The sequence below is a fragment of the Hydrogenophilus islandicus genome (assembly GCF_054657095.1).
Genome location: NZ_BAAHXE010000074.1, coordinates 1 through 747, shown reverse-complemented (window position 1 = coordinate 747; position 747 = coordinate 1). Strand labels below are relative to the sequence as shown.

The 747-nt window shown below is 56.4% G+C and carries 1 protein-coding gene and 1 pseudogene; both read left to right on the top strand.

The window, feature by feature from the left end; genetic code table 11:
• Nucleotides 1-440 (top strand): HNH endonuclease signature motif containing protein (locus ACYQ6T_RS10710; RefSeq protein WP_459830702.1); only part of this gene is annotated, 440 nt, incomplete at its 5' end.
• 112 nt (nt 441-552) lie between these two features.
• Nucleotides 553-693 (top strand): annotated as a pseudogene (locus ACYQ6T_RS10705) (transposase); the annotation flags it as partial.
• Between the last annotated feature and the right edge of the window lie 54 nt (nt 694-747).

Here is a 747-nt window from a genome sequence, read left to right as displayed (position 1 = left end):
CTTACGCAAGAAAGCAAATCGTCGAAGGGGAAGTCACGACCAAACACTACACCAGAGACTGGGTGTTCGCAGCGACGATGAAGGATGCACGGGGTGAAGAGAAGGTGTTGAGGCTGGTAAAAGCCGCCGACACGCCGATCCGACGCCACGTCAAGATCAAGGCGGAAGCGAATCCCTACGATCCGAAATGGGACGCGTACTTCGATGAACGTCTTGCGCTCACGATGTACGCAGACCTTAAGGGAAGGAGGAAACTGCGGACGCTTTGGCTCATGCAGGAAGGGAACTGTCCGGAATGCGGAGAGAAAATTACGAAGGAAACCGGATGGAATATCCATCACGTCCTTCCGAAATCTCTCGGTGGAACGGACTCAATCTTTAACCTGCAACTCCTTCACCCGAACTGCCACAGACAGCTCCACAGCCAAGGTGGTAAGTGAACTGCCGGCTCCTGTCAAAAGGAGCTTTGCAGAGGCTTGAGCCGTATGCGGGGAAACTCGCACGTACGGTTCTTAGGGGGCGGGGCGGCAGTAATGCCGTCCTGCTACCCGACACCGGGAACTGCGACGACGCACCCGGGTGGCCAGCATCTTCCCCAACATGGATTCCTGCCTGCGCCTGGTCTCGGCGCTGCTGGCCGAACTCGACGACGAGTGGATGACCGGCAAGGTCTATCTCAACCTCAACCCGTAACCCCGGCGTCATGACCAACACCACGGAAATTTACAGAAAAAAGGTTGCACAACC